The 19,934-nt window shown below is 39.4% G+C and carries 25 protein-coding genes and 1 riboswitch; of the genes, 24 read left to right on the forward strand and 1 reads right to left on the reverse strand.

From position 1 onward, the window contains the following. Positions 1-5 precede the first annotated feature (5 nt). From KQI58_RS01150 to KQI58_RS01220, 16 genes are all read left to right on the forward strand, one after another. Positions 6-743: an ABC transporter ATP-binding protein gene (locus KQI58_RS01150; protein ID WP_216405749.1), complete on the forward strand. Its 738-nt coding sequence runs from the start codon at positions 6-8 to the stop codon at positions 741-743. Continuing rightward, positions 736-1,944 (forward strand): ABC transporter permease, encoded by a 1,209-nt coding sequence (locus KQI58_RS01155; protein WP_216405751.1) that lies wholly within the window; start codon positions 736-738, stop codon positions 1,942-1,944. Before KQI58_RS01150 ends, KQI58_RS01155 begins: the two co-directional genes overlap by 8 nt. Before the next feature lie 3 nt (positions 1,945-1,947). Further along, positions 1,948-2,817 (forward strand): D-amino-acid transaminase, encoded by an 870-nt coding sequence (gene dat / locus KQI58_RS01160; RefSeq protein ID WP_216405753.1) that lies wholly within the window; start codon positions 1,948-1,950, stop codon positions 2,815-2,817. A gap of 89 nt (positions 2,818-2,906) precedes the next feature. After that, positions 2,907-3,689, forward strand: coding sequence for a phosphotransferase family protein (locus KQI58_RS01165; RefSeq protein ID WP_016181440.1), 783 nt, complete (start codon positions 2,907-2,909; stop codon positions 3,687-3,689). 109 nt (positions 3,690-3,798) lie between these two features. After that, complete coding sequence (gene trmB, locus KQI58_RS01170; RefSeq protein WP_216405755.1) at positions 3,799-4,449, forward strand: tRNA (guanosine(46)-N7)-methyltransferase TrmB; 651 nt, start codon at positions 3,799-3,801, stop codon at positions 4,447-4,449. Between the two features lie 92 nt (positions 4,450-4,541). Beyond that, positions 4,542-5,492: a competence type IV pilus ATPase ComGA gene (gene comGA, locus KQI58_RS01175; protein ID WP_216405757.1), complete on the forward strand. Its 951-nt coding sequence runs from the start codon at positions 4,542-4,544 to the stop codon at positions 5,490-5,492. Continuing rightward, on the forward strand, positions 5,470-6,465 hold the full coding sequence (gene comGB / locus KQI58_RS01180; protein WP_253295715.1) for a competence type IV pilus assembly protein ComGB: 996 nt from the start codon (positions 5,470-5,472) through the stop codon (positions 6,463-6,465). The genes comGA and comGB overlap by 23 nt, the downstream gene beginning before the upstream one ends. Beyond that, entirely contained in the window at positions 6,462-6,740 is a 279-nt protein-coding gene (gene comGC / locus KQI58_RS01185) for a competence type IV pilus major pilin ComGC (protein ID WP_216405761.1), read from the forward strand. The genes comGB and comGC overlap by 4 nt, the downstream gene beginning before the upstream one ends. Continuing rightward, a complete protein-coding gene (comGD, locus tag KQI58_RS01190; protein WP_253295717.1) occupies positions 6,715-7,176 on the forward strand; it encodes a competence type IV pilus minor pilin ComGD in 462 nt (153 codons plus the stop codon). The genes comGC and comGD overlap by 26 nt, the downstream gene beginning before the upstream one ends. Beyond that, positions 7,154-7,435, forward strand: coding sequence for a competence type IV pilus minor pilin ComGE (comGE, locus tag KQI58_RS01195; RefSeq protein WP_367397906.1), 282 nt, complete (start codon positions 7,154-7,156; stop codon positions 7,433-7,435). Before comGD ends, comGE begins: the two co-directional genes overlap by 23 nt. Continuing rightward, positions 7,422-7,847 carry a competence type IV pilus minor pilin ComGF gene (gene comGF / locus KQI58_RS01200; protein ID WP_216405766.1) on the forward strand — a complete coding sequence of 142 codons (426 nt, stop codon included), beginning with the start codon at positions 7,422-7,424 and terminating at the stop codon, positions 7,845-7,847. The genes comGE and comGF overlap by 14 nt, the downstream gene beginning before the upstream one ends. Further along, a complete protein-coding gene (gene comGG / locus KQI58_RS22915; RefSeq protein ID WP_301282180.1) occupies positions 7,810-8,160 on the forward strand; it encodes a competence type IV pilus minor pilin ComGG in 351 nt (116 codons plus the stop codon). Before comGF ends, comGG begins: the two co-directional genes overlap by 38 nt. Positions 8,161-8,325: 165 nt before the next feature. Then, a complete protein-coding gene (locus KQI58_RS01205; protein WP_216405769.1) occupies positions 8,326-9,333 on the forward strand; it encodes a class I SAM-dependent methyltransferase in 1,008 nt (335 codons plus the stop codon). Between the two features lie 47 nt (positions 9,334-9,380). Then, positions 9,381-10,577, forward strand: a complete 1,197-nt coding sequence (locus KQI58_RS01210; RefSeq protein WP_216405770.1) for an acetate kinase — start codon at positions 9,381-9,383, stop codon at positions 10,575-10,577. Between the two features lie 181 nt (positions 10,578-10,758). Then, positions 10,759-11,109, forward strand: a complete 351-nt coding sequence (locus tag KQI58_RS01215) for a BMC domain-containing protein (protein ID WP_216405771.1) — start codon at positions 10,759-10,761, stop codon at positions 11,107-11,109. Further along, complete coding sequence (locus tag KQI58_RS01220) at positions 11,109-11,552, forward strand: EutP/PduV family microcompartment system protein (protein ID WP_253295720.1); 444 nt, start codon at positions 11,109-11,111, stop codon at positions 11,550-11,552. The genes KQI58_RS01215 and KQI58_RS01220 overlap by 1 nt, the downstream gene beginning before the upstream one ends. A 13-nt stretch (positions 11,553-11,565) precedes the next feature. Next, a riboswitch (cobalamin riboswitch) is annotated at positions 11,566-11,743 on the forward strand. Positions 11,744-11,930: 187 nt separating this feature from the next. Here KQI58_RS01220 and KQI58_RS01225 read toward each other — a convergent pair. Then, positions 11,931-12,827 (reverse strand): PocR ligand-binding domain-containing protein, encoded by an 897-nt coding sequence (locus KQI58_RS01225; protein ID WP_216405772.1) that lies wholly within the window; start codon positions 12,825-12,827, stop codon positions 11,931-11,933. A 283-nt stretch (positions 12,828-13,110) separates the two neighbouring features. On the opposite strand from KQI58_RS01225, the gene KQI58_RS01230 reads away from it, so the two are divergent. The 8 genes from KQI58_RS01230 to KQI58_RS22920 are packed head-to-tail and all read left to right on the forward strand — an operon-like array spanning position 13,111 to position 19,911. Continuing rightward, complete coding sequence (locus tag KQI58_RS01230; RefSeq protein WP_216405773.1) at positions 13,111-13,389, forward strand: BMC domain-containing protein; 279 nt, start codon at positions 13,111-13,113, stop codon at positions 13,387-13,389. Between the two features lie 17 nt (positions 13,390-13,406). Beyond that, entirely contained in the window at positions 13,407-14,216 is an 810-nt protein-coding gene (pduB, locus tag KQI58_RS01235; protein ID WP_016181455.1) for a propanediol utilization microcompartment protein PduB, read from the forward strand. 19 nt (positions 14,217-14,235) lie between these two features. Next, the gene (locus KQI58_RS01240; protein ID WP_016181456.1) at positions 14,236-15,897 is read left to right on the forward strand and encodes a propanediol/glycerol family dehydratase large subunit; all 1,662 of its coding nucleotides are present in this window, start codon (positions 14,236-14,238) and stop codon (positions 15,895-15,897) included. 12 nt (positions 15,898-15,909) lie between these two features. Further along, positions 15,910-16,578, forward strand: coding sequence for a propanediol/glycerol family dehydratase medium subunit (locus KQI58_RS01245; RefSeq protein WP_216405774.1), 669 nt, complete (start codon positions 15,910-15,912; stop codon positions 16,576-16,578). 13 nt (positions 16,579-16,591) lie between these two features. Further along, positions 16,592-17,104 (forward strand): diol dehydratase small subunit, encoded by a 513-nt coding sequence (locus KQI58_RS01250; protein ID WP_216405775.1) that lies wholly within the window; start codon positions 16,592-16,594, stop codon positions 17,102-17,104. 38 nt (positions 17,105-17,142) lie between these two features. Then, complete coding sequence (locus KQI58_RS01255; protein WP_216405933.1) at positions 17,143-18,978, forward strand: diol dehydratase reactivase subunit alpha; 1,836 nt, start codon at positions 17,143-17,145, stop codon at positions 18,976-18,978. Further along, entirely contained in the window at positions 18,968-19,345 is a 378-nt protein-coding gene (locus KQI58_RS01260) for a glycerol dehydratase reactivase beta/small subunit family protein (RefSeq protein WP_216405776.1), read from the forward strand. The genes KQI58_RS01255 and KQI58_RS01260 overlap by 11 nt, the downstream gene beginning before the upstream one ends. After that, positions 19,342-19,911 (forward strand): BMC domain-containing protein, encoded by a 570-nt coding sequence (locus tag KQI58_RS22920; protein WP_216405777.1) that lies wholly within the window; start codon positions 19,342-19,344, stop codon positions 19,909-19,911. Before KQI58_RS01260 ends, KQI58_RS22920 begins: the two co-directional genes overlap by 4 nt. The last annotated feature ends 23 nt before the right edge of the window (positions 19,912-19,934 follow it).

Raw genomic sequence — 19,934 nt, forward strand, 5'->3', positions numbered from 1 at the left:
TAAGCATGAGCTTAGCGATTCAGCATGTTACAGGCGGCTACGGTCACTTGCCTGTTTTGAAGGATATTAATTTTGAAGTCCATAATGGAGAAATGATCGGTTTGATCGGTTTGAATGGTGCAGGAAAATCCACAACGATCAAAAATATCATTGGTTTATTGACACCGCAGAAGGGAACGATCACGGTTGATGACCTGACGTTGCAGCAGGATCCAGAGAACTATCGCAAAAAGATTGGTTATATACCTGAGACACCTTCTTTATATGAAGAATTAACGCTGCGAGAACATATCGAGGTTACTGCAATGGCTTATGGAATTCCGAAGGATGAGGCGATGAAACGGGCAGAGTCATTACTGAAGACCTTTCGTTTGGAAAACCGTCTAGATTGGTTTCCTGTGAATTTTTCTAAGGGAATGAAACAGAAAGTGATGGTTTTATGCGCTTTTTTGATTCAACCCAGTTTGTATATCATCGATGAACCCTTTTTAGGATTAGACCCATTGGCAATCAATGCGCTATTAGAGCTGATGGTAACAATGAAAAAGCAAGGAGCCGCGATTTTGATGTCTACTCACATTTTAGCAACGGCAGAGAAGTATTGTGATCGTTTCGTTGTATTACATGAGGGTGAAGTACGAGCACAAGGGACTTTGCAAGAGTTGCAGGTGGAGTTCAATTTACCCGGTTCTTCTTTGGATGAAATCTATATCGCGTTGACGAAGGAGAAAGAACATGCATGATTTTTTTCTATTGAGGCGGCAACGCCATCAGAAAAAAATGATGAAATATATGCGCTACGTATTGAATGATCATTTTGTTTTGGTGTGCTTGTTTTTAGTCGGCGGACTAGCCTTTTATTATTCGAATCTTTTAAAACAATTACCGCCAGATTTCCCATGGAGTTTGCCGATTGTAGGAGTTATTTGGTGGGTGATCTTGCCATTTGGTAAATTGGCGACCTTAGTGGAACCTGCGGATATGACCTTTTTATTACCTAAAGAAAAGGAGATGGGAAGCTATCTCTCTCGTGGCTTACGTCATTCACTCGCTTTTCCATTCGTAGTCGAACTGCTGATTTGTGGCGTGTTATTGCCATTAGTGGTTTTAGCCAAACAAGTAAGTTTTGTAAGCTTTTTCTTTTACTTATTGATGCTTTGGGGCTTAAAATTAGGAAATCTAAGAATACAACGCTTGGCATGCTACCAGGAAACACGGGAACAAACGCAACGCTTAACTGTATTGTGGTTCTGTGTGAGTGGTGTGATTATTTTTGCTAGTCTCTATGGAACAGCTTGGCTTGGTACGATTCTAGCTATCGCCGCAGCCTTTGGATTTAACTCAATCACGCAGGAAAAAGATCGCCTGTTGGATTGGAGTAAGATGATAGATCAGGAAAATGCTCGCTTGCATCGGATTTATCAATTTATCAACTTATTTACTGATGTTCCAGAAGTTGAAGCAAAAGTGCGACGCAGAAAGTATTTAGACGGTTTATTAGCAAGAATTCGCTTTAAGCAAGAAAACACGTATCTTTACTTATTTGCCCGCAGAGCTCTGCGAGGAGCAGAATTTGGCGGACTATTCTTTCGTTTATTGATCGTAGGCGGTGTATTGCTACTATCGTTGAATGATTTTCGCTTTATTGTGGGTGTCAGTCTGCTGTTTATTTACTTAATTGGTTTTCAAATGATTCCTTTATATAGTCAGTTTGATTACATTAGTGCGACTCAGCTTTACCCAGTTTCGAAGAAGTTCAAAAAGACGGCCTTGCAGCGGTTAATGGTGACGTTATTGTTTGCTGCGGCAATTATTTTTACCCTTTGTAGTATGGTACATTTGTCTATTGTCGGAAGTTTCGCTTTACTTGTGTTACTTTTAGGCGAAATTGGCTTGTTTGCTTGGTTCTATCTCCCAACCAGAATAAAGAAAATGGAGGATTAGTGAATGAAAGTATTATGGAATGAAAAAATTGTTGATGAATCAGAAGTGAAGATTGATATAGAAGATCGCGGTTATCAATTTGGTGATGGTATTTACGAAGTGATTCGGATTTACGATGGCTATATGTATATGGAAAAGGAACATTTGGACCGCCTTTGGGTCAGTGCCGAAAAAATTCGTATGACACTTCCTTTTACAAGAGAAGAATTGAGTCAGCGACTGCATCGTTTAGCACGAGAGGTTGGCCTTGAAAATGCCCGAGTTTATTTCCAAGTTACTCGTGGTACCGCAAAACCGCGATTGCACGATTTTCCTGATCCGAAAGAAGTTCAGCCAGTCTTGATGGCTGATATTCAACCTGCATCTCGTCCAAGTGCGAAGCAGAATATCGGTATTCGTGCTGGTTTTGTTCAAGACAAACGCTGGCTGCATTGCGACATCAAATCCATCAGCTTATTAGGCAATATCATGGCCTTAGATGAAGCACAGCAAAAAGGTTATGACGAGGCAGTTTTGGTGCGTGACGGCATTGTAACAGAAGCCTCAGCTTCGAATTTGTGGATGGTGAAAGACGAAGTGCTTTATACCCATCCAGACGGGAATCTTGTTTTACCAGGAATCGCAAAAATTAAAATTCGGGAATTGGTAAAAGCTTTAGGTATCGAATTGAAAGAAGAAGCATTCACTGAAAAAGAGCTACTTGCGGCAGACGAATGTTTTAAAACGAGTTCAGTAGCCGAAATCATGCCAATCATTGAAATCGATAATCAAACAATTGGTGATGGGACGCCAGGGAAAGTGACGAAAAAGCTTCTTAACGCGTATATCGAGTCAGTGAATTTAGCGGTTCAGGCGCATCGTGATGAAAAATAATCAAAGAAGAACATACATGCCCTTGACGAAGCGACTTTCCCCGACTAAAATAGGAAATACGTTTAAAATGCTAGGGGAGGGCCTTGGGAATGGAGTTTCAGTTGGATAGTGACTGGCGTGTGCAGCCGATCAAAGGTGATACGGGAAAAACGTATATCGGCTATCGTGACGAAGATCGCGTCTTCATTAAACGAAATACCACCCCAATGTTGGCGGCTTTATCTCGTGAAGGAATCGCACCAAAACTTGTTTGGATCAAACGAACAGGTAATGGTGATACACTGACTGCTCAAGAATGGTTGGATGGTCGAATTCTTGAGCCAGAAGAAATTCCGCGTCGAAATGACGTGGTTGATGTATTATATCATCTACATCACTCGCCATCATTGAAAGTGATGTTAAAAAAAATGGGTGGACGTCAAGTGTCACCACAACAACTATTAGCTGATTATGAGGCGAATTTGCCGACAATGATCGAGCAAAATGGTTTTATTGAATTAGTGTATGATTATTTGAAAAAAAACATCCCAACCTACGCTAAAAAGAATTACACCGTTGTTCATGGGGATGTAAATCATCGGAACTGGTTGGTTTGTTCTAACTATTTATATCTAGTTGACTGGGATTCGGTGATGTTCGCTGATCCAGCATTAGATATTGGTACGATTTTAGGAAACTATGTACCATTATCCAGCTGGAGTAAATGGCTCGTCCGCTATGGGATTCGCCCGACGGATGAAAATATGGAACGAGTATACTGGTATGGCTTAATGAGCTTGCTGCTAGAGATCGCTCGACAGTATAAACGAGAAGAATATCATCATATGAATCAATCAATCTTACAATTAAAACGAATTTTTGCTGGAAGCTGAACGTCTTGTTCAGCTTTTTGTAAGTTTAATTAACGGATGAATAAAATAGGTTTGTTCATGGAAATACTGTTATTGATTTTATTTTAAAAGAACTTTTTGGAGGAAAACAATGCGCGTTAGAAACCGTCCGGGGGCTACAGAAATGCTGGCTGCCCGTCCTGAATATGTTGTACAAGAACCAGAAGCGTGGAAAGGCCGCTGGTCTGAACGTTTCGGTAATGATCATCCGATCCATATTGAAATCGGTATGGGGAAAGGTCAATTCATCACTGGAATGGCTGCTGCACATCCTGAAATCAATTATATTGGAATTGAGATGCAAGTGAGTGTGATTTCTATCGCACTAGATAAATTAGTTGAAGCAGAATTGCCAAATTTACAATTATTGCATGTTGATGGGTCGGAGCTAACGAATTATTTTGCTGATAGTGAAGTGGATCAAATATATTTGAACTTCTCTGATCCATGGCCAAAGAAAAAACATGAGAAACGACGTTTAACTTCACCAAGCTTCTTAGCAGTAGATGAGGAAATTTTACGACCTGCTGGTGAGATTCATTTTAAAACTGACAATCAAGGATTGTTCGAATACTCACTGAGTAGTTTTTCAAAATACGGTATGACACTGGAACAAGTTTGGTTAGACTTGCATGAAAGTAATTATGAAGGAAATATTATGACTGAATATGAAGAAAAATTTTCAAGCAAAGGACAGCGAATTTATCGAGTGGAAGCCCGTTTTAAAGACAAAACAAAATAATTGCTACAAGAAGATGAACTTTTTTTGGTTTATCTTCTTTTTTTTTGAAGAATTGAAAATGTTCTGCGTATATTATTTTCGAGGTGAAAGGAATGGAGATTGAACAGTTTTCAGACGAATTGATCCAATATGGTTTCGATCATCAAATGCAGGATTTATATTTATTACCTCAAGGTGAAAAGTACCGCTACTTTTTTCGGAGAGGTCCCTTCTATGAACATAAAAACTCGACTCTATCCTATGTTAATAATGAAATGTGTGTGGTTTCTGCCCTGCAGTTGATCAATCGTTTCAAATATTTGGGTCAAATGGATGTCAGTGAAAAACGAAAAGCTCAGCTTGGTGCGATCTCCTACCCCTTGCCTCATGGTGAACAACGGTTACGTCTTTCGACTGTTGGAAATTATTTACAACAAGAAAGTTTAGTTATTCGTTTTCTGCATCAATTTGGTCGCAGTCCCGAAGTGTACCATTTGCCGGAGCAGATTGAAATTCTCCAGCAACACACAAAAAAACGTGGTTTATACCTGTTTTGTGGTCCGGTAGGTTCAGGAAAAACCACCTTAATGTATAAATTGGCACGAGAAATGGATGGTCAAGTGATTACGATTGAAGATCCTGTAGAGATTGAAGAAGCTGATTTTTTACAGTTACAAGTAAATGAAAAAATTTATCAGAGTTACGATGAATTGATTAAGTTGTCTTTACGACATCATCCCGATGTTTTAATAATCGGAGAGATTCGTGATACGAAAACGATTCAAGGCGCGATCAGAGCTGCTTTGACCGGTCATTGTGTTTACGCAACAATTCATGCAGCCAGCCTAGAGTCTGCACATGCGAGAATTTTTGAATTGGGTGGAGAAGCTTCGCTACTTAAAGAATGTTTACAAGGAATTATTTATCAGGAACTGTTATCAGTAAATGAAACAGTAGGATTATTGACTAGTTATCGCTTCTACAAAGAGGAAGTACAGTTTGCTTGGGAAGAAGGGTTAAATCGTGTGGCGCAAAAAGAAAATGACGAGAAAACAACGAGTTGACTTTGTTCATTTATTAGGTGATCTCTTGCAAAATGGCTTTAGTTTGCAGCAGGCGTTTGCCTTTTTTGTCAATGCCAATCTTTTTACACCGTCTATTTTGGAAGCCGTTCAACAAGATTTACATCAGGGAAAAAGTTTGGCACTAAGCTTTACTCAACTGCGGTATTCGAATGACCAGCTCTTACAAATCGAATTAGCGGAGACTCATGGGGATTTGGCCCAAACGCTATTAGGAATCGCTGAACAAATGCGCTTAGTTCAACGTCAGCGAGAAAATTTTCTAAAAGCTGTATCCTATCCGCTGCTTTTACTCGTTTTCTTAATCGTAATTCTTTTAGGTATGCGTTTTTTCTTACTTCCCCAGCTATTGACCAGCGGAATGATCCGTGCAGAAGACTTTTCTGTACAGTTAATAAAAGCAGTTCCTATGATTGGATTAGGAATAATTCTTTTTTTGCTCTTACTGATGCTCAGCTGGAGGAATTGGGGAAAGCGGCATAATTATATAGTTCGCTTTCGCTTCTTAGCGAAAATTCCACTTGTAGGAACATTGTTCAGCAATTACTATTCAGCTTATTTCGCATTGGAATGGGGCAAGCTTTTTCAACAAGGTTTAGAACTGAATCAAATTATTGAATGTTTGTTGGTAATTGATGGAAAATCATTGATGCAAGAGCTTGCTGCTGATTTAAAAATCCGCTTAGCACAGGGCAATACTTTAGCAGAAGAATTAGGACGCTATCCTTTTTTGACTAAAGAATTCAGTCGAATTGTCTTTCAAGGAGAAGCGCGAGGAAATTTAGCAAAGGAATTATTAACTTATAGCCAATTAGTTTGGCGTCGCTTTTTTAATCAGTTAGAATTTTTGGTTTCATGGTTGCAACCACTTGTCTTTTTAATTGTTGCACTTTTGATCGTCAGCCTGTATTTAACAATGCTACTGCCTTTAACAAATTTGGAGGGAATACTGTGAAGAAGAAGCTTTCGGGATTTACTTTATTGGAAATGTTAGTTGTTTTATTTATTATTAGTCTGCTTTTACTGTTATTTGTGCCAAAACTAATGAATCAAAAAGATAGTGCAAGTAGTAAGAGTGATGCTGCCATTGCAAAAGTTGTTGAAACTCAGATCGAAGTTTATGAACTCGATCATCCTGGCTCAACACCAACTAAGCAGCAATTAATTGATGGAGAGTATGTGAGTAAGGAGCAATATGAAGCATATGAACGGGCTAAAGAAAAAAAATAATGCTGCCTTCACCTTAATTGAAACCTTACTCGTCTTAGCTTTAGTTTGCGCTTTTGTGCTATTGCCGACGATCACTATCAAGAACTGGCAGCATCAATTAGAGAAGACTTTTTTCTATTATCAATTTGAAAAATCTACGTTGCATTTGCAGCAAGTAGCTATTGCAGACCATCAAAAAACGCGAATTGATCTTTATAGCAGTTCACAATTAATTGATTTTTATACAAATCATACCGAATTGCCGTGGAGAAAATTATTCGTTCCAAAATCAATAACATTAGGTAGCAAGTATTCGATTTATTTTAAAGCTGGCAGCGGTAATATTTCTACTGATCAGCCTGGAAATGGAAATATTCCAAAGGTTGTTTTTACCGATGAAGGAAAAGTCATCACCTATCAGTTTCAAATGGGAAGTGGTCGTTTTGAAAGGAAGTAAAGGATATATTCTATTAGAGAGTCTAGTCAGTTTAACCATTTTATTGATTATTGTAGCCAGTTATGTCGGTGTTACCGTTCAAATGCAAAAAGAAAGTCGCCAACGATTAGCCAGTCTTGAAAATTACCGTGATTTATATACTGAGACAAGACGTTGCCGTTTACATTCTCTGGAATTGCACAGTTCACAAATGGAGATATCCCTAGAACAAGGGAGAGCTATACATCAGCAAGGAGGAATCGTGATTGTCAAAAAGTAGCGGCTTCACCTTGTTAGAAAGTTTAGTGGCACTTTTGATGCTTAGCGGTATTTTATTACTACTCTCAGGCCTAATCAAGCATGCTCATAAAATGGAACAAGCCCTCAGCGGCTACCATCAGTTAGAATGGGAAATATTTTTGCTTCAATTAGATAACGAGTTGGAAGATGTTAATTATTTATCCAGCACGACATATGAAATCAATGGAGAAGTTGAGAACGCAGAAGGACAATTGGTTCCTATAGTAATTAAGAAAAATAAACATCGTATCGTAAAAAGCCAATCAAATGGCTATCAACCTTTATTGACAGGAGTGAATCAATTTGTCTGCCAAGAAAATAATCATGGTGTGGATTTCATCGTCACCTTTACCGATGGAAAACAGAAAGAGGGTACTTGGATCTTTAAATAGCCGAGGCGGAGTATTACTGTCCGTCTTATTGGCTATTTTTTTATTCAGTTTTTTGCTGTTAAATTTAACAACAAGTTATCATCAAACCGCTGATCTAGTAGATCGTACCGAACACTTGTATCAGGCTAAAATTGCGAAGGAACTATTTTTGGCTAACTATCCCAAATTAAAAGAAAAAGATGGTGTATGGAAGTTTAATAAAGGGGAGTTGTCATACGAAACTGAGGAAGATTATGTGAAAATCGATGTGAAAATTAAAAAGAAAACATATCAATTTTGTGAAAAAATTAGCACATCTAATTCATCTGACTGATATAGTTTGTGGTATCCCGTTGATGAGGGGGAATATCTTGTAAAAGATACATTAGGTTGAATTAGAAAATCAATAATAAAAGAAAGAAAGCGATTGATTAATTACAATATGTCCGCTAAAATAGAACAGGTATCGTGAGTGTTATATTAGTTTGTGAGGTGCAAGATGAATCCAGAAAAAATTGAAACAGCTTTTTCTCTGATGGAAGAAGCGATCATCGCATTGCAGCATTCACTAGGAACTTCTTTTTTTGACGCTTACATCGAAAATACGGAGAACTTAGTTGACAATGCAAAAGTACGCGTGCTTGATCAACAACCTGATGCAGCTACTGTCGAAAAAGTAGAAGCATTGTATCAAAAATTAATAGAACTAGAACTTGAGCAAGAAGATTGGCGCAAGTTAACACAATTGATTTTGCTTAAGGGTTCAAAAACGGAAAGCTTACAGCCAAACCATCAATTGACGCCAGATAGTATCGGCTTTTTATTTGTTTTTCTAATTGAACAATTAACGTTAAAAAAGAATCAACCATTAGAAATTTTAGATATTACTGTTGGTATGGGAAATCTATTACTGACGGTGTTGATCAATTTGCAGGCAGCAGATTATTCTGTTAAGGGAATCGGTGTGGATAATGATGAGACATTACTTGCCATAGCCGCTTCAAATAGCTTATTGATGAAGGAAGAAATCAAATTATTCCATCAAGATAGTTTACAGGATTTGTTAGTTGATCCAGTTGATTATGTGATTGGAGATCTTCCCGTAGGTTATTATCCAAATGATCAGCAAGCAGAGAAGTTTGCGACGCATTCTGAAAAAGAACACAGCTATGCACATCATTTATTGATGGAACAAGCCATGAACTACGTGAAGCCCGATGGATTTGGTCTTTTCTTAGTACCAAGTAATTTTTTAGAAACTGAGCAAGGCCCATTATTGCAAAAATGGTTGAAAGATGAAGTATTATTGCAAGGGATCATCCAATTGCCAGATGAATTATTTAAGTCTGAGCATTCACGGAAGAGTATTCTACTGTTACAGAAAAAAGGTGAAACGGCTGAACAAGCAGAAAAAGTATTGCTCGTTCATCTCCCATCATTAAAAGATCCAAAACAAGTAACCGAGTTCTTCAAAAAATTCGAGGACTGGAAGTCTTCTAATTTATAAACTGCTCAAACGAGCTAAAAGCATTTCAATTACAAAGGAGAGTTAAAATGTCAAAAACAATTGCAATCAATGCAGGTAGTTCAAGTCTAAAATGGCAACTTTATCAAATGCCTGAGGAATCAGTAATCGCTAAAGGAATCGTTGAACGAATCGGCTTGAATGATTCAATCTTTACCATCAAATATGGCGATGGACAAAAATTTGAACAAATTTTAGATATCAAAGATCATGAAGTTGCGGTTCAAATGTTATTAGATCAATTGATCGAACTAAAAATTATCGCATCATTTGATGAGATTACTGGTGTCGGTCACCGCGTAGTAGCTGGCGGTGAATATTTCAAAGATTCTGTTTTGATTGATGATGATGTCTTGGAAAAAATCGAAGAACTAAGCGAATTTGCACCGTTGCACAATCCAGCAAATGCAATGGGAATCAAGGCGTTCCGTCATATTTTACCAGATGTGACAAGTGTGGCTGTTTTTGACACTTCTTTCCATTCAACAATGCCGGCAACGAATTATTTATACAGTATTCCTAAAGAGTATTATGATAAATATTCTGCTCGTAAATATGGTTTCCACGGAACAAGCCATCGCTATGTTTCAGAACGTGCGGCTGAGCTACTTGGCAAACCAATCGAAGAAACGAAGATTATTACTGCCCACATTGGTAATGGCGGTTCTGTTACTGCTGTTGAAGGCGGAAAATCAGTGGACACATCTATGGGCTTCACGCCATTAGCTGGATTGACGATGGGAACACGCGCTGGGGACATCGATGCTTCATTGCTTCCATACTTAATGGAAAAAGCAGGAATCAAAGATATCAACGAGATGATTGATGTGTTGAACAAAAAATCAGGTGTTTTAGGTCTTACAGGTATTTCAAGTGATATGCGCGACATCGAAAATGGTGCTGACGAAGGCAATGAAGAAGCTATCTTGGCTTTGGATATTTATTGCGACCGTATCCGTAAGTATATTGCTCAATACATTTCAGTAATGAATGGTGTTGATGCGATCGTCTTTACTGCGGGTGTTGGTGAAAATGCTGATCCTGTACGTCGTATGGTCTTAGAAAACATGACTTGGTTCGGAATTGAGATTGACGAAGAAATCAACAAGAGCATTCATGGAAAAGAAGCGGAGCTTTCAACTGAAAATTCTCGCGTAAAAGTATACGTGATTCCAACTGACGAAGAAGTAATGATCGCTCGTGACGTTGAGCGCTTAAGCAAATAGACAACGAAGCCTTTACCATTTTTGGTAAAGGCTTTTTAACACCGTTTCTTGCGTGTGGAGTTCGCGTTACTGGTCCGCAATTGGTACTCAAAAAAATCTGAAGGCATAATTTTGTTGTATTAGAACAAAACTATGCTATTTTTTTGTGCTAAACTTTTTATGAAAGTGAGAGTGACTTTTTATGAGTGAAAAGAGAAATATCGAGCGTTCGATTCAAGAATATGTCCCTGGGAAACAGGTCACGCTTGCTCATTTAATCCCCCATGCGAATCAAGAAGTTTTTGAAAAATTAGGACTGGAGCACACGGGTGACGCCATTGGAATTTTGACGATTACACCGAGTGAGGCATCGATTATCGGTGCAGATATCGCCAAAAAATCGGGAAATGTCTCTATTGGTTTTATGGATCGCTTCAGTGGAGCCGTTGTGATTATCGGTGAAGTCTCATCGGTCGAATTTGCTTTAAAACAAGTAACCAATTCACTTGCAGCAATCTTAGATTTTGATGTTGCAGAAATTACCAGGACTTAATGATGAAACGAGTCATTTTAATTGGGGAAACTGGATCAGGTAAAACAACCCTGATGCAGCTTTTGAATGAATGGGAGATCAAGTATCATAAGACGCAGCAAGTATACTTTACAGATAATGTGATTGATACACCAGGTGAGTTTATGGAAAATCGTTTCTATTATAATGCGTTAGTCAGTTCTGCGGTTGGTGCGGATTGTGTCGCGCTTGTTCAGAGTATTACGAATCGCCAGAATTATTTTCCACCTTGCTTTTCATCGCGATTTACGAAACCGATGATCGGAATCATTACGAAAACAGATTTGAATCACGGGCAAGCAGATCTAGATTTAGCGGAAAAACGTCTACGATTGGCAGGTGCGAAGAAAGTATTTTCTTTGTCCAGTGTGAATCAAGAAGGCATTTCTGCTTTAAAAGATTTTCTGTTGACAAAAGAATTTTGACAGCGGATACATTTTAAGTTATCATGTGTGTGAATAATTGAATAAGAGCATTTGGAATAGGGAACAAGGTGTGAATCCTTGACAGACCCTTTCTACTGTATACGCAGACGAAATCTCAAATAGCCACTTTCGGGAAGGCGAGATGGAGGATGACGCGAAGTCAGGATACCTGTCCTTTTGCTGAGATAATTGTATTGGGAGAATTATTTCACCATTAAAATAGTCGATTGACGTTTATTTGGTGAGGTGTCTTCCATAGATACCTCACCTTTTTTGTCTTTCACTTTTTGCAGTTGGTATGGTGAAAATGATCTTCCTTTAAGGGGGAAGTATAGACAAATAAAAAAAAACAGCCGTAATCCGACTGTTTAAAATGACTTATTTTATTTTTCGGTAATTGACAGGCGTCATACCAACAAGCTCTTTGAATATTTTGCAGAAATAGCTAGTTTGTGAATAGCCGATATTTTGTGAAATAGACTTGATACTTAAATTGGATTGCGTCAAAAGAACTTTTGCTTGTTCAATTCTCTGTTGATTCAAATAGGTAATAAAACTGACTCCGATCTCTTTTTTGAATAAACGACTGAAATAGAACTGGCTAAGATACACATGGTTAGCAACATCTTCAAGCGTCAGATTTGTTGTTAAATTCGTATCAATGTATGAAATAGCTTTACGAATCTCATCATTTTTTGAATTTATGGAGTCTTTGGTTTCTTTCTTACTTGGATGAAAGTTAAATTTAATTTGTTCACGAGGTTCAGAATCATTAAAGTGATAGTCGCCAATCGTTTTGAGTAAAGCGGCAGCTGATTCAATTTGAGTTGTACTGACTGTCTTCACTTTTTTTCTAGCTTGACGCAGCTCTGGAGAAGTTTCCCAATGGGTGACGATTGGATGGATACGAGTATATGGGTTTTTGTCGTCATCAGTAATCTCTACTTGACCAAAAAGGGCAAATCCAATTAATTGATTATTGCTGATGATAGGTAATGAAATGTCTGTGAGACCAGCATGACAACGATAGATACAGGGGTCACCATTTTTGGAAGCCTCTAAACCGCCAAACGCATCACATTTTTGACAAAGGGATTTGAACTCTGGATTAGAACGCATCAATTGGCAAAAGGGCGAAAAATTATAAAGATCAGAAGTTTCCTTTCCATGTATATCAACAAGGACGGAACCAAAATCTGCCGCAAGTGCGAAATCCTGAATTGTTTTGGAAAGTTGCAAGGAACTGTGCGAATTCAATGTACTAATATTTTCCATGTAAGCGCCTCCTAGTCATCTACCATTTTACCAGAACACAATTTTAATTTAAATCTTGTTTATACCAATAACATTATTTTGACCAGCAGAAGACAAAATATTGCTATTTTTTGAACTTAATTGACCGCCGATTAAGGTTTATTTAGTAATGTCTTGACACTAATCTGCAACAAAATATTAACATTCGAATTAATCCGACAAAAAGATAGGACAAATTTGTTCTATCTTTTTTGTTTATCATTATAAATGTAAGTGCTATCAAAATAATTAGGAGGAATGTTTTATGCCACAAGAAGCGCTAGGAATGATTGAAACTAGGGGGTTGATCGGTGCGATTGAAGCAGCTGATGCAATGGTAAAAGCTGCGAATGTTTCCTTAGTTGGAACGGAAAAAATTGGTTCTGGATTAGTCACTGTGATGGTACGAGGAGATGTAGGTGCGGTTAAAGCAGCAGTTGATGCAGGTGTTTCTGCGGCGAACGCGGTAGGAGAAGTTGTTTCTAATTATGTTATTCCACGGCCACATACTGAAGTTGAAGGCTTGCTCCCTAAGTCAGAATAGAAAGGGTGGGATAGCTGATGGCAAACACAGATCAAAAGATCGAAGAGATCATGAAACGCGTGCTCGCAAAAATGGAAACAGGAAATGAGATGAAAAACACTAACGGAGGAGATCGAAAAATGATTGAAAAGCAATGTGCGTTAACTGAATTTGTAGGAGCAACAGAGTTTGGAGACACAATTGGGTTAGTAATTGCTAACGTCGATTCATCTTTATTAGAAACAATGAAATTAGAGAAAAAATATCGTTCAATCGGAATTGTTGGTGCCCGTACTGGTGCCGGACCTCATATTATGGCTGCTGATGAAGCAGTGAAAGCAACAAATACAGAAGTAATCCTAATTGAAATGCCTCGAGATACAAAAGGCGGAGCTGGTCATGGATCGATCGTAATCTTTGGCGGTGACGATGTATCTGATGTGAAGCGTGCGGTAGAGGTTACTCTGAAGGAAGTTGATACACGCACGTTTGGTGATGTATATGGCAACGAAGCTGGACATATTGAGTGTCAATATACAGCACGTGCTAGTTATGCCTGCAATAAAGTATTTGGCGCTCCAGTTGGAAAAGCCTTTGGTATTTTAGTTGGTGCTCCTGCCGCAATTGGTGTTGTTATGGCTGATACGGCGTTAAAATCTGCAAATGTTGACGTAGTTTCTTACGCAACACCGCAAAATGGACAAAGTTTCTCAAATGAGGTAACGATGACAATCACTGGTGATTCTGGTGCTGTTCGTCAAGCGATTATTTCAGCACGTGATATCGGTTGCCAATTATTGGGAACAATGGGTAGTACGCCTAAAAATGATCAACCATCATACATTTAAGAGTGGGAGTGAAAAATAGATGAAATCAAAACGATTTGAAGAACTAGAAAAAAGACCGGTCAATCAAGATGGTTTCGTAGATGAATGGGTAGAAGAAGGCTTAATTGCGATGCAAAGTCCGAACGACCCTAAGCCAAGCATAAAGATCGTCAATGGCGAAGTGGTCGAGCTTGATGGAAAAGACAAAGCGGACTTTGATTTGATTGATTCCTACATTGCACAATATGGGATTGATTTAACTCGCGCAGAAGAAGTAATGACTATTCCTTCTAAAGAGTTAGCAAATAAAATCGTCGATCCAAACATTTCACGTGAAGAAATCGTTCAATTAACCACAGCAGCGACTCCAGGTAAATTGAATGAAGTTGTCGGCTATATGAATGTTGTTGAAATGATGATGGCCGTTCAAAAAATGCGTGCCCGTCGTCGTCCTACGACGCAATCTCACGTAACCAACGTTCGAGACAATCCAGTTCAAATTGCCGCTGATGCCGCTGAAGGCGCATTGCGCGGATTTGATGAACAAGAAACAACCGTTGCAGTAGCTCGTTATGCACCATTTAATGCAGTGGCAATCATGGTTGGTTCACAAACTGGACGTCCAGGTGTATTAACGCAATGTTCATTAGAAGAAGCAACAGAGCTTGACTTAGGAATGCGCGGCTTTACAGCTTATGCAGAAACAATCTCTGTCTATGGTACGGAGCAAGTATTTACCGATGGTGATGATACGCCATGGTCGAAAGGCTTCTTGGCTTCTTGTTACGCATCTCGCGGATTGAAAATGCGCTTTACTTCGGGAACAGGATCAGAAGTACAGATGGGTTATGCCGAAGGAAAATCAATGCTGTATCTTGAAACACGCTGTATCTTCTTAACGAAAGCAGCAGGGGTACAAGGTTTGCAAAATGGTTCAATTAGTTGTATTGGTGTTCCGGGAGCGGTTCCTTCAGGAATTCGGGCAATTTTAGCAGAAAACTTGATTGCTATGTTGCTTGACTTAGAAGTGGCTTCAGGAAATGACCAAACCTTCTCACATTCGGATATTCGTAGAACCGCTCGTTTGCTAATGCAGTTCTTACCAGGAACAGACTTCATTTCATCTGGTTATTCCGCAACACCAAACTATGACAATATGTTCGCTGGTTCAAACTTCGATGCAGATGATTTCGATGATTACAATATCATTCAACGTGACTTGAGAGTGGATGGCGGATTACGACCAGTTAGCGAAGAAGACGTGGTTGCTGTTCGTAATAAAGCAGCAAGAGCGTTGCAGGGCTTGTTTGATAAGTTGGGCTTGCCAACAATTACGGATGAGGAAGTGGAAGCAGCAACGTATGCTCGCGGATCACAAGACATGCCGGAACGTGACATGGTTCAAGACATTAAAGCGGCGCAAGAATTATTAACGCAAGGTGCAACTGGTTTGGATCTGGTAAAAGGATTATCAGAAAGTGGCTTCGAAGATGTAGCGACCAGCTTGCTTAATCTATTGAAACAACGTGTAGCTGGAGATTTCTTACAAACTTCTTCAATATTTGATGCGGATTGGAATGTAATCTCTGCTGTCAATGACAAGAATGATTATGCTGGACCAGGTACAGGGTATCGACTTGACGGTTCAGAATGGGAAAAAGTTAAAGCAATCCCTAAAGCAATCAATCCGAAAGATATTTAAGGAGGAGTAAAAATGACAGAACTAAATGAAAATCTTTTACGCTCCATCATCAAAGAAGTTCTAACTGAAATGGAAGCGAACACAGGAGATCAACCAGTTGCTTTTGAACAACAAGCAAAATCAGAGCCTGCAGCATCATCCGATTGGTTTAAATCTGTCGGTGTTGCCCAGCCAGGAAACTCTCAGGATGAAGTAGTTATTGCAGTGGCACCAGCATTTGCAGAATCACAAACAACCAATATTCTTGGTGTCCCTCACAAAGAAATTTTGAAGCAAGTAATTGCCGGTATTGAAGAAGAAGGATTAAAGGCACGGGTCGTTAAGGTATATCGTACGTCAGATGTGGCCTTTGCTGGTGTTGAAGGTGACAAATTATCTGGTTCAGGCGTTTGTGTGGCGATTCAATCAAAGGGAACGTCCATCATTCACCAAAAAGATTTGCAGCCGTTATCAAATCTAGAGCTCTTCCCGCAAGCGCCACTGATTACTTTAGAAACGTATCGAGCAATGGGAAAAAATGCTGCAAAGTATGCTAAGGGTGAATCGCCAAATCCAGTACCGATGATGAATGACCAAATGGCTCGTCCAAAATATCAAGCATTGTCAGCTTTGCTCCACATTAAAGAAACGAAGCACGTTGTAATCGGAAAACCAGCAGAAGAAATTTCTGTAACTTTATAGTGAGGTGACTAGAATGAATGAGCAATCTATCGAAAGTTTGGTTCGAGGGATCTTAAAAGATATGAACAATGGTGCGGGAAGTGCGGCACCTGAAACATCAGTAAGTTCTGGATCAGCAACTGTGGCTGATTATCCAATCGCAAAAAATCATCCGGATTGGATCAAAACAAAAACGGGTAAAACATTAGACGATATTACGTTGGAAAATGTTTTGAACGGATCATTAACTCCTGACGATTTGAAAATTACTCCTCGCATTTTAAAGGCTCAAGGAGAAATTGCTACAAGTGCAGGAAGAAAAACGATCTCAAATAACTTTGATCGTGCGTCTGAATTGACGGCTGTTCCTGATGCCCGCGTATTGGAAATGTATAACGCGTTACGACCTTATCGTTCAAGTAAACAAGAATTGTTAGATATCGCGAATGAGTTGGAAACGAAATACAGTGCAAAAATCAGCGCTGCCTATGTTCGTGAAGCAGCAGAGCACTATGAAAAACGGAAAAAACTAAAAGGTGATAACTAATTTCTAGTTCGGAATTTCAGGAAGAGGAGCAATGAATGATGAAACGTGTAATTGGGATTGATATTGGAAATTCCTCAACTGAAGTTGCTTTAGTTGAAATTGATAACCATCAACAAGTCCGATTCCTAGAATCAGCAATTGCGGAGACGACTGGAATAAAAGGAACAAAGAAAAATTTATTTGGTATCTATAAGGCGATCAATGAGGCTTGCGCTAAAAATCATTTAAAGATCGAAGAAATCGATTTGATTCGAATCAATGAGGCGACACCGGTTATTGGTGATGTGGCAATGGAAACAATCACAGAAACAATCATTACAGAATCAACCATGATCGGCCATAATCCCAAAACGCCTGGTGGTTTAGGACTAGGGGTTGGGACAACGCTTCGCTTTGAAGAACTTGAAAAAAGCGGAAAACGTGACACGCCCTACATTTTGATTATTGAAAAGACCTTTGACTTTGATGATGTAGCACGTCAAATTAATCAATTTGTGGCAAGTGGGTTTCTGATTACTGCTGCAATTATGCAATCAGATGACGGCGTTTTAGTGAACAATCGCTTGGATAAAAAGATACCAATTGTCGATGAAGTTTCGTATATCGATAAAGTTCCTGTCAATATGCTGGCAGCAGTTGAGGTGGCTGAGACAGGTCGGGGTGTTTCTCAATTGTCAAATCCATATGGAATTGCCACTGTCTTTGATCTTGATTCAGAGGCGACTAAAAATATCGTCCCAGTTGCCCGGGCCTTAATCGGAAATCGTTCGGCAGTTGTCATAAAAACACCAAAAGGCGATGTCAAAGCTCGGACTATTCCTGCTGGGAAAATCGAAATTACTGGTGGGAATCGACGAAATACTGTTGGAATTTCAGCTGGAGCTGAAAAAATCATGGAAACCGTATCAGCGTTTGAAGTGATCGATAACGTAACTGGTGAATCAGGCACAAATGTTGGCGGTATGCTAGAGAAAGTTCGTTTAACTATGGCTGAGTTAACCGATCGACCAGTGAATCAAATCTTTATTCAAGATCTACTGGCTGTCGATACCTTTGTTCCAATTAGTGTTAAAGGCGGATTAGCTGGGGAATTTTCGATGGAGCAGGCGGTAGGAATTGCTTCAATGGTCAAATCGGATCATTTGCAGATGTCAAAAATCGCTGATGCGATCCAGCAGGATTTAGGGATCAAGGTTGAGATCGGCGGCGCGGAGGCGGAAGCAGCGATTTTAGGTGCATTAACGACACCGGGAACATCTGCTCCGCTAGCCATTTTGGATTTAGGTGCCGGATCGACCGACGCTTCTATTATTAAAAAAGATGAGAGAATCGTAGCTACTCATTTGGCTGGCGCCGGCGATATGGTGACCATGCTGATTCAATCAGAACTAGGTTTAGAAGATGTTTATCTAGCTGAGGATATCAAAAAATACCCTTTGGCAAAGGTTGAGAATATTTTCTACATTCGTCATGAGGATGGCTCCGTTCAATTCTTTGATCAACCATTAGATCCTTCCTTATTTGCTAAGGTCGTCGTGGTAACACCTGATGGTTATGTTCCGATTCCAGGCGATGATTCCATTGAAAAAATCCGCTTGGTTCGACAGACAGCAAAAGAACGAGTCTTTGTAACGAATGCGTTACGAGCTTTGCGAAGAGTTAGTCCAACGGGAAGTATTCGCGATATTCCATTTGTAGTCATTGTCGGTGGATCGGCTTTAGATTTTGAAGTACCACAGATCGTAACCAATGCACTCTCTCATTACGGCTTAGTCGCAGGTCGCGGAAACATTCGTCAAATCGAGGGACCGCGAAACGCTGTGGCAACCGGATTGATTCTTTCATATTTGAGGGAGGGATTTGATGGAGCTTGATTTAAATGTCCGCCCTGTAGTCTTAATCTATCTTGATAAAAGGGCATCGGCTGAGGATATTCAATATATCTTTTATGGCTTGGAAGAAGAAAAAATCCCTTACAGCTTAGAACAAAGGAATTTTTCAACCGCGACAGAGGCTGCTTATATTGCAGCAAATACCTCATCGCTAAATGTTGGAATCGGCTATGTGAACAATGAAGTCGCTCTTCATTATAAAAATTTGGCACCAGAAACTCCTTATCAATCGATTCAACGAGTTGTAACTTGTCCACCATTGATTTTAAAAAGCTTTGGTGGGAATGCGGCACGTTTAGTAAAGGGTGTGCCATTCAAATCAATTGATCCTATGGAGGTGAAAGCATGAAACAAGCAATTGGCTTAGTTGAAGTAAAAGGCCTAGCCAGTGCAATCGAAGTATCAGATACAATGGTCAAGGTGGCAAATGTAGAGCTCTTGGGTGTTGAAAAAGCGAAAGGTTTCGGTTGGATGACCGTTAAAGTGGCTGGAGATGTTGGAGCTGTTAAGGCAGCGGTTGATGCTGGTAAAGCCAAAGCGGTTCAAAATAATGTGTATCTTTCTTCACTGGTTATCCCTCGTCCAGCAAACAACTTAGAAGACTTCTTCTTTAAAAAGGAAGAGGAGAAAGTTGATGTTCCTGCTGAGACGATTGAACAGCCAGAAGCAGTGATCGAAGCTGTTCCAGAGCCGGATAAGGTGGAAGAAAAACCAGAACCGATGGAAAAACCGGAACTGGTAGAACCGATTAAAGAAGAACCGATCAAGGAAGCACCAGTTAAGGAAGAACCTGCTAAAAAGGATCTGCCTGACGAGAAACCGGTTAAAAAAGAACCGATCAAGGATCAGCCCAAGAAGAAAAAGAATCCACCTAAAGGATCGAAAAAAGCTTCAGAACCGAAAAAGAAAAAGTAATTACAGACGTTAATGTGATACTG

The organism is Enterococcus raffinosus, assembly GCF_018917525.1.
GTDB classification, from domain to species: Bacteria; Bacillota; Bacilli; order Lactobacillales; family Enterococcaceae; genus Enterococcus_A; species Enterococcus_A raffinosus_A.